The sequence below is a fragment of the Draconibacterium orientale genome, from assembly GCF_900111425.1.
Taxonomy (GTDB): Bacteria; Bacteroidota; Bacteroidia; order Bacteroidales; family Prolixibacteraceae; genus Draconibacterium; species Draconibacterium orientale.
Genome location: NZ_FOHT01000014.1, coordinates 118,584 through 127,919, shown reverse-complemented (window position 1 = coordinate 127,919; position 9,336 = coordinate 118,584). Strand labels below are relative to the sequence as shown.

The 9,336-nt window shown below is 41.7% G+C and carries 6 protein-coding genes and 1 tRNA gene; 6 read left to right on the top strand and 1 reads right to left on the bottom strand.

What is annotated here, in order from left to right:
• Nucleotides 1–116 precede the first annotated feature (116 nt).
• The gene (gene trxB / locus BMW53_RS09600; RefSeq protein ID WP_217642922.1) at nucleotides 117–1,121 is read right to left on the bottom strand and encodes a thioredoxin-disulfide reductase; all 1,005 of its coding nucleotides are present in this window, start codon (nucleotides 1,119–1,121) and stop codon (nucleotides 117–119) included.
• A 312-nt stretch (nucleotides 1,122–1,433) separates the two neighbouring features.
• Between trxB and BMW53_RS21495 the strand changes: the two genes are divergently transcribed.
• From BMW53_RS21495 to BMW53_RS09570, 6 genes are all read left to right on the top strand, one after another.
• A complete protein-coding gene (locus BMW53_RS21495; RefSeq protein ID WP_074780570.1) occupies nucleotides 1,434–1,751 on the top strand; it encodes a GIY-YIG nuclease family protein in 318 nt (105 codons plus the stop codon).
• A 58-nt stretch (nucleotides 1,752–1,809) separates the two neighbouring features.
• Nucleotides 1,810–2,079, top strand: a complete 270-nt coding sequence (locus BMW53_RS09590) for a GIY-YIG nuclease family protein (RefSeq protein ID WP_074780576.1) — start codon at nucleotides 1,810–1,812, stop codon at nucleotides 2,077–2,079.
• Nucleotides 2,056–2,130: transfer RNA gene (locus BMW53_RS09585), tRNA-Pro, on the top strand. Before BMW53_RS09590 ends, BMW53_RS09585 begins: the two co-directional genes overlap by 24 nt.
• Before the next feature lie 266 nt (nucleotides 2,131–2,396).
• Nucleotides 2,397–3,737, top strand: coding sequence for an MFS transporter (locus BMW53_RS09580; protein ID WP_038554983.1), 1,341 nt, complete (start codon nucleotides 2,397–2,399; stop codon nucleotides 3,735–3,737).
• Between the two features lies 1 nt (nucleotide 3,738).
• A complete protein-coding gene (locus tag BMW53_RS09575) occupies nucleotides 3,739–4,740 on the top strand; it encodes a glycoside hydrolase family 43 protein (RefSeq protein WP_038554986.1) in 1,002 nt (333 codons plus the stop codon).
• A gap of 249 nt (nucleotides 4,741–4,989) precedes the next feature.
• On the top strand, nucleotides 4,990–9,240 hold the full coding sequence (locus BMW53_RS09570; protein ID WP_051567540.1) for a two-component regulator propeller domain-containing protein: 4,251 nt from the start codon (nucleotides 4,990–4,992) through the stop codon (nucleotides 9,238–9,240).
• Nucleotides 9,241–9,336 lie beyond the last annotated feature (96 nt).

Genomic DNA, 9,336 nt, shown 5'->3' with positions numbered 1-9,336 from the left:
TTGAAAAAGCAACAATCTAAAATCTGGATGAAAAACTACTATTCTGAAATTGCAGCATAAAAAAAGAGACCGCCTTTTTGGACAGCCTCTTTTTTATTTCGATTTTTATTCCTTGTTTAACTATGTTTTTCCGAAAGGTATCGCTCAGCATCTATTGCAGCCATACATCCCGATCCGGCAGCAGTAACCGCCTGACGATATTGCGAGTCTTGCACATCACCGCAGGCAAATACTCCGGGAACTTTTGTTTTTGATGTTCCGGGCTTAGTCAAAATATAACCTACATCGTCGGTATCAAGGTATTCGGCAAAAATATCAGAGTTTGGCTTGTGTCCGATAGCCAAAAAGAAACCGTCAATTTTAATCGTAATTTCCTCTTCCCGTTCTTCTCCAAGGTTTTTAACCAAAGTTGCGCCTTCAACCACACCATTGTCGCCAATCAAACCTTTTGTTTGGTGTTTCCAAAGTATTTCTACGTTTGGTATTTTTTTCACCCGCTCGGCCATTACTCGCGACGCACGAAGTACATCACGACGTACAATCATGTAAACTTTGTTACACAAACCGGCCAGGTACATGGCTTCCTCGGCAGCAGTATCGCCACCTCCGACAACAGCGACATCTTTTCCTCTGTAGAAAAATCCGTCGCAGGTTGCACAGGCCGAAACTCCACCGCCTGCATATTTCTTTTCGTCTTCCAATCCGAGGTATTTTGCAGTTGCTCCGGTTGCAATAATCACGGTTTCAGCTTCGATTACCTTTGCGTCATCGATCCAAACTTTATGAACATCGCCCGAGAAATCAACTTTTGTAGCCATTCCCCAACGCACATCGGTACCAAAACGCTCTGCCTGTTTTTTCAGGTCTTCCATCATTACCGGGCCGGTAACACCTTCCGGGTAACCCGGATAGTTCTCAACTTCGGTAGTGGTTGTTAACTGGCCACCCGGCTGAAGTCCTTCGTACATTACCGGACTCAGATTAGCACGTGCGGCATAAATTGCGGCAGTATAACCAGCAGGGCCCGATCCTACGATCAAACATTTTACCTTTTCTACATCGGTTGGTTCAACGTTTTTATTTTCGTTGTTATCGTTAATATCAAGTGGTTTAAACATCATTTAAATTTTTAGTTGCACAAAAATACAAAACATACTCCATTGATTATTATAAATTCAATCGATAATTATGAAGTAATCATAGCTGAATTCTATAACATGAATAAAATAGTTGATTAAAGAAAGAAAAAGTTTTGTAATAATAATTTCTAAGCTTACTTTTGCAATCCTGATTCGGTTCCGGTTTCACCGAGAATCCACGATGCTAAGGCATCGGGAGATGTGGCGCAGTCCGGTCCCGAACAAAGTTCGAGGATCCTCGATTTTCTATAAAATCAAAGATTTTAGAAAATCGGGATTGCGTACTGGTCGTGAATGACCTTTAACAAGATGAAGTTCTTTGTTTACATATTGGAATCGGAAATTGACAATAGTTTTTACATTGGTCAAACAGCAGATTTAGAAGCACGGTTGAAAAAACACAATAAAGGTTACAATCGCTCTACCTCTGCAAAAAGACCTTGGAAACTGATATACTCTGAGATTTGCAACTCTCGATCTGAAGCAATGAAACTTGAAAAACAGTTAAAAGGCTGGAAAAAAAGAGATGCAATTCTTAATTATATAAATAATCATCGGGATGTGGCGCAGTCCGGTCCCGAACGAAGTTCGAGGATCCTCGATTTTCCATAAAATCAAAGATTTTAGAAAATCGGGATTAGCGTACTGGTCGTGAATGACCTTTAACAAGATGAAGTTCTTTGTTTACATATTGGAATCGGAAATTGACAATAGTTTTTACATTGGTCAAACAGCACATTTAGAAGCACGGTTGAAAAAACACAATAAAGGTTACAATCGCTCTACCTCTGCAAAAAGACCTTGGAAACTGATATACTCTGAGATTTGCAACTCTCAATCTGAAGCAATGAAACTTGAAAAACAGTTAAAAGGCTGGAAAAAAAGAGATGCAATTCTTAATTATATAAATAATCATCGGGATGTGGCGCAGTCCGGTTAGCGTACTGGTCTGGGGGACCAGGGGTCGCAGGTTCAAATCCTGTCATCCCGACGAAGCAGAAAGCCTTTCGCAATAGCGGAGGGCTTTTTTGTTTGAATGAAGCACAAAATGCACTCGAAAAATCTTTAACCCCTTATAATACTTCCCGTTAATCAGGTACAAAAGCATTTTTACGGTGTTCCTATGCATTATTGTCCACCTGTTATACCCAAAACTCCACCCTGTTTCTGTTTTTGTTTTCAATCTTTGATCCTAAGTTTTTATAGCTGACAAACGTCGGTAGTATTAAAATTAATCAAACTTTCAGAAGTAAATCAATGAAGAATCAAAAACTAAGCATACTCGAAAAAATCGGGTATGGATCAGGCGATGCCGCCGTAAACGTGGTTATTTCATCCATGTTTCTTATTATCACTTATTTTTACACCGATATTTTTGGGCTGAAACCCAAAGACGTGGCGCTAATGTTCTTACTCGTTCGGCTGATCGATGCAATAAGCGATCCGTTGATGGGATTAATAACCGACAAGTATAAATTTAAAGGTGGCCGCTTTCGTCCTTACTTTTTATTTCTGTCGGTTCCTTTCGGAATCTCGGTGTTTCTAACCTTTACCACGCCCGGTTTCGATTATGCCGGCAAACTTATTTACGCCTACATTACCTACATTTTTGTAACGCTGATGTTTACATCGGTTACCATTCCATATATTTCACTAATCGGGGTATTAACCAACGACCCGCAGGAACGTTTGTCGGCCAACGGCTACCGACTGTTCTTTGCGAAGGTTGCCGCATTTATGGTGTCGATCGTGGTTCCTATTCTGGCCGAAAAATTAGGTCGCGACGATATGGGAAGAGGTTATCAACTGGCCATGGGATTAATGGCGCTTATGGGAACTTTGTTGTTTTTATTCAGCTATTTTACTACCCGCGAGCGTATCGAACATGTGGTTGACAAAACACCGTTTTTTCAGCAACTAAAATACCTGGTAAAAAACCACCAGTGGCTTATTCTTTGGGGATCATGCCTTTCGGGTACGGTTGGTTATGTTATCCGCAGTTCGGTGGCTATTTTTTATGCCAAATATTACCTGGGCGGCGATGCCGGAATGCAATCAACGTTCATGGGAACCGGCGTAGCAGCAGCCATTTTGGCCATGCCCTTATCCACGCTTATTACCAAACGTTTTTGTAAGGTAAAACTGTTCTGGATGTCGCAGTTTGGCGTGGGCATACTAAGTGTTTTGATGTTTGTTTTGGTAAAACCACAACCCGACAGTGTGCTGATGGCTTACGTGCTTTATTTTATCCTGTCGCTGGTGGTTGATGTGCATGCCCCGGTATTTTGGTCGGCCATTGCCGAAGCAGTTGACTACGGCCATGCTGAGACCGGAAAACGCATTTCAGGACTGGCATTCGGAGGTATTTCCTTCGCACAAAAAGCAGGAATGGGAATTGCCGGAGCAGTGGTTGGTTTATTGCTTGATGCTTTTGGATACATTCCTGATGCGGTTCAAACAAAAACAGCGCTTACCGGACTGGCAATTATGCTAACTTTAATTCCGGGTGTTTTTCATGTCATCAACGGAATGTTGATCTACCGCTACAAAATCACCGATAAATATTACGAAACCATAAAAGCAAAAATTCATATTTAAAATGGATACTACAGGAAAAAATGCGCCATTGATTGAGCAGCGAGCCGATCCGTTTGTGTATAAACATACCGATGGGTATTACTATTTCACCGGCTCGGTACCAACATACGATCGCATCGAACTACGGAAAGCAAAAACTATTGAAGGCTTAAAAAACGCCGAAACCTACGATGTTTGGTTCAAGCACGAATCAGGCCCAATGAGTCGCCATATCTGGGCACCTGAAATTCATTACCTCGATGGCAAATGGTATGTTTATTTTGCCGCCAGCCAGGAAGAAGACATTTGGGCATTAAGACCATATGTACTGGAATGCTCCGGACAGGATCCTTTAAAAGATGAATGGATTGAGCTGGGAATGATGCAGGCTGCCGATGGCGATGAGAAATCGTTCATTGACTTTTCGTTGGATGGAACGGTATTCGAAAATAACGGCAAACGCTATTTTTGCTGGGCCGAAAAAACCGGCGGGCAGTTTGCTGCTTCCAATTTATACCTGGCCGAAATGGAATCGCCAATAAAACTGAAAACTGTACAGTTTATGCTTACTACTCCCGATTACGATTGGGAACGCATTGATTTCTGGGTAAACGAAGGACCGGCAGTAATAAAAAATAAAGGCAAAATTTATATTACTTTCTCGGCAAGTGCCACAGGTGCATGTTATTGTATGGGATTGATGGAAGCCAATGAAGATGCCGATCTGCTGGATCGTGATTCATGGAAAAAATCGAGATACCCGGTGCTGGAAACCGACTACGAAAAAAAAATATATGGCCCGGGACACAACTGTTTTACGGTAGCCGAAGACGATGTTACGCCCTTGTGCATTTATCATGCAAGAGATTATGAAAATGCTATTGGCGATCCGTCGGTTGTTCCGGCCAGCGACACCCGTCCACTCGAAGAAATTGTTAAAGACCCGCTCTACGATCCGAATCGCCACGCAAGGGTTATGAAAGTAACATTTGATGCTGACGGCAGACCGGTATTCCGATTTTAGTTGAACGATAATAAGCCGAAAAGGCAAACCCAAAGTCAGGGGGCTGTATCGAATAATACAATACAGCCCCCGACTTTCTATTCTGCTCCATATTCAAAAGCTACATGCCCAATGGCGCTGCAACAATACTGCACATTTTGTATTCCCAAAACTGCAAAACACATATCATCCCCGAATTAAATACATACTTGTTGCTCAGTCTTGTCAGAATGGGTATTTTTACGCCCATATTTGTAATTGAGCATACTTATGGTAAAACTGTCGGGTAAATACGTTGTCGCTTTCCTGATTATCATTTTGGGTATTACAACGGATGCTGTATTTGCAAAATCTACCGGGCAAATCAGGCTAAATGTGCTTACCACAAACGACGGACTTCCACAAAATACCGTTGATGTTATTACAAAAGACAGCAAGGGATTTATGTGGTTTGGAACCTGGAATGGCCTGTGTCGTTTTGATGGCTATACTTTTAAAACCTTTCATACGCAAGAGCATGAATGGCTGAAAGGAAATATGATTCAGGCTTTATGCGAAGACGATAACGGTAATCTTTGGGTTGGAACCGAAAAAGGCCTCTCGTTTTTCGACTACCAGTTATTTCGTTTTTTACCCCTTAACGGGTTAAGCAGCGAGATACTAAACTCCTCGGTTACAACGATTGTAAAAGACGAAATCGGTGCAATTTGGGTTGGAACCGAGAATAACGGATTGTGGCAAATAACTGAAAGCAACGAAGGCACATTATCGTGTCAAAAACGTTTTAGCGATAAACTTCCAACAGAAAATATCAACCATATTTTTATCTCCCCCGAGAAAAACCTGTTTGTGGGTACCGACATTGGCCTTGCTGTGCTTTCGCTGAACACAACGGAAATAATCGACCAATATTCTTCTGTAACCAATGAAATTGGCCCCATTAGTATTCAGTCTGTTTATCAGGATTCGAGAAGCAACCTGTGGATTGGTACCTCCGATTTGGGTTTATACTATTTTAACAGCAGTTCAGAAAGTTTGGAGTATTTTTTTACAACAAGCACGAGCGAAGGAAACCTCGACCATTTGACGGTTCGCGACATTATTGAAGATCAGAACGGGACAATTATAATTGGAACACTTGGCGGACTGAATTATTTCAACCAAAACAGTAAAACGTTTTCGCACCTTTCCAACGATTCGAAACTCAGCAGCCCATTTGTAAACTCATTATATGCCGACGATTTTGGAAACATTTGGATAGGTACTGAAATTGGCGGGGTAAATTATTACAACTCGTACCAAAAACCCTTTAATGCCATCCAACACAAGCCCGGTAACGCAAATTCGATTAGCCACAACACCATTAATTCTATTTTGGTTGAAGATGATATTATATGGATTGGTACCGCCGGTGGTGGGTTGAATAGGGTTAACGGAGACAAAATCACCCGGTTAAAAAACGATTCTGAAAACCCCATAAGCATTACCAGCGATTTTGTATCATCAATCTTTCGCGATAAGCAGAACCGGCTGTGGATAGGAACCTGGGGCGGCGGATTAAACCGTTTGCTTGCAGAAAATGAAAATCGCTTCGCAGTCTGGATCAACCAGCCCAACGATGATAAAACAATATGCAGCAGTTTTGTTTCCTGTATCGAACAACTCGACAACAATCGGCTTTTGATTGGAACCCGGGGAGGGCTCGATATTTTTAATCCTTCCAACAATAGCTTTTCTCATGTTCACAACGCAATGGAACCGGGCTACAGCCTTGAAGTTGGCTGTATGCTAACCGACAAAAAAAACAGAATATGGGTGGGCACCGAAAACGGACTATACCGGTTTAATAAAAACGATTTGCTGAATTCCGACCTGAACAATAGCAAACTTCCTTTTGAAAAGTTTCTGCACAATCCGCAGGATAAACAATCCTTGCCGGGCAATTATATCATCTCCCTGTTCGAAGCCGCCGATGGTACCATTTGGATGGGAACATACGGTAACGGAATTTGCCAATACAACGAAAACGGAAGTTTTACCAACTACACCTCCCAAAACGGGCTGTGCAACAACTTTGCATACGGAATTGAAGAAGATTTGGATGGAAATTTATGGATAAGCACCGACAATGGGCTCTCGAAGTTTAACCCCGACAGAAAAACCTTTTTGAATTATTATGCGAGCGATGGCTTACTCAGCAATCAGTTTTACTGGACTGCTTCGTACTCCGACAAAAAAGGCACCTTGTATTTTGGAGGTGTAAACGGATTAAACTATTTCTCACCACAACAGATTGAAACTTATCCGAATACACTAAAACCAGTTTTTACCGAGTTTTCAATATTCAGCAACCCGGTTACCATAGGTAAAAAATATCATGGGCAGGTTATTTTGAACAAACCGGTAAGCCAAACCGCCGAAATAAATTTGTCGTATAAAGATGCCGTATTCTCCATCGAATTTTCAGCACTCGATTATTTTCTCCCCGATAAAGTAAGATACGCCTATAAAATGGAAGGTGTTGACCAGGATTGGGTGGAAGTGCCCGCATCGAGGCGTTTTGCCAACTACACCAACCTCTCCGGAGGACAATACGTTTTTAAGGTAAAAGCGGCCAACAGCGATGGAATCTGGTCGGAAAACTACACCGCACTTATCCTAACCATTGTTCCTCCGTTTTGGGAAACAGCCTGGTTTCAATTACTGGCAGTGCTGTTTATTATTGCAATGGTTTTAGCTTACATTCGCTACCGTACGCAATTCCTGAAAGAACAAAAACGCAAGCTGGAACAGCAGGTGCGCGAACGTACTTTTAAAATTGAGGAGCAAAAAGAAGAACTTGAAAAACAAAACCAGCAAATTGCCAAACAGCGCGACGAAGTAATTGAACTAAACGAAAAAGTGAAACTGGTTAACCAGTTGCGCCTCCGGTTTTTTACAAATATTTCGCACGAATTCCGCACACCGTTAACGCTTATTATCGACCCGCTTGAGCAGTTAATGAAAAATATGAAAGCCGACCCCAATACACAAAATACACTGAGCATTATTAACCGTAACGCGCAGCGTTTACTGCACCTTATTAACCAGTTGCTGTATTTCCGCCGTATTGAAACCGGAAAACTAAAATTAAATGTAAGCAAAGGCAACCTGCAGGAATTTTTACACGGTATTTTCGAGTCGTTTAAAGACCTGGCCGAGCACCAGCAAATTAACTACCGCTTTATTAAAACCGAAATAAACGATGAAACCTGGTTTGATGCCGAGAAAGTGGAAAACGTATTCTACAACCTGCTTTCAAACGCCTTTAAAAACACTCCGGCCTCAGGCTCCATCACCCTAAAAGTTGAGAACATAACTGAAAACCAAAAAGATTACATTGCTGCACCTTTTGTGGCCATCAGCGTTATCGATACTGGGCGTGGAATTTCGGAAGAACACATGCCACACATTTTTAACCGCTTTTACAAGGATGCAGAATCGGGAAAACAAACCGATTTTACCAGCTCGGGTATTGGTTTGGCACTGAGCTACGAAATCGTTCAGGCACTAAATGGCAAAATTAAAGTACAAAGCGAACCCCAAAAAGGCAGCACTTTTACCGTGTGCATGCCCTATTCGAAAGACCGTTTTGAAAGCGACCAAATTAACGAAACAAGCATACCAACCGAAATAAATCTCGAAGGGCGGGTAAATGTACTTACCGAGCATATTGTAGCACGTAACACCAACTACGAACTGGATGAAGTAACATCCGACAACAAGAAAAAACCTACAATTTTAATTGTGGAGGACAATTTCGATCTGCGCAGCTTCCTGCTTCAAACACTACGATCAGACTTCCGGGTTTTAGGCGCCGAAAACGGAAAAATCGGGCTGGAAATGGCCAAAAAGTACTCGCCCGAGCTAATTATCAGCGATGTTATGATGCCGGTTATGGACGGCATTGAACTGTGCAGCCGTCTGAAAAAAAACATCCAAACCAGCCACATTCCTATTATTCTGCTAACAGCAAAAAATATGGTAGAAAGCTGGATTGAAGGACTGGAAACCGGTGCCGACGATTACATTCCGAAACCGTTCAACCTGCAAATTCTGGAAATAAAAATGCGCAACATCATCGAGTCGCGCCGAAAGATTAAAAACACATTCAGCAGCCCTGAACCGATAGCTCCCGAAAAATTAGCATCGAACAAATTAGACGAGGAGTTTATTACAAAAGCCTACCAGATATTGGAAAAAAATTACAACGAACCCAACTTTTCGGTGGAACAATTTGCACGCGAAATGTTTGTTAGCCGAAGTTTGCTGTACAAAAAAATTAAAGCATTAACCAACCTAAATATTACCGATTTTATTAATTCATACAAGTTGAAAAAATCGGTTGAGTTGATTAAATCAACCGAACTGTCGATTTCCGAAATTGCCTTTAAAACAGGCTTTAACGACCCAAAATATTTCAGCCGTATCTTCAAAAAATTCTACGGAACCAGCCCCAGCGACTACCTGAAAAAAACCTGAATTCCTGCTGAAAACACCGGAAACACCCGCTAAAAACAGATTTCCACAATCGTCCACTTTCAATATTAAATAATCCACCCATTAACAAACTCCCCT

Bases quoted from the DNA above. Each gene is read 5' to 3' on its own strand.
- trxB (WP_217642922.1), bottom strand. From the start codon at position 1,121: ATGATGTTTAAACCACTTGATATTAACGATAACAACGAAAATAAAAAC.
- BMW53_RS09570 (WP_051567540.1), top strand. From the start codon at position 4,990: ATGGTAAAACTGTCGGGTAAATACGTTGTCGCTTTCCTGATTATCATT.
- BMW53_RS09575 (WP_038554986.1), top strand. From the start codon at position 3,739: ATGGATACTACAGGAAAAAATGCGCCATTGATTGAGCAGCGAGCCGAT.
- BMW53_RS09580 (WP_038554983.1), top strand. From the start codon at position 2,397: ATGAAGAATCAAAAACTAAGCATACTCGAAAAAATCGGGTATGGATCA.
- BMW53_RS21495 (WP_074780570.1), top strand. From the start codon at position 1,434: ATGACCTTTAACAAGATGAAGTTCTTTGTTTACATATTGGAATCGGAA.
- BMW53_RS09590 (WP_074780576.1), top strand. From the start codon at position 1,810: ATGAAGTTCTTTGTTTACATATTGGAATCGGAAATTGACAATAGTTTT.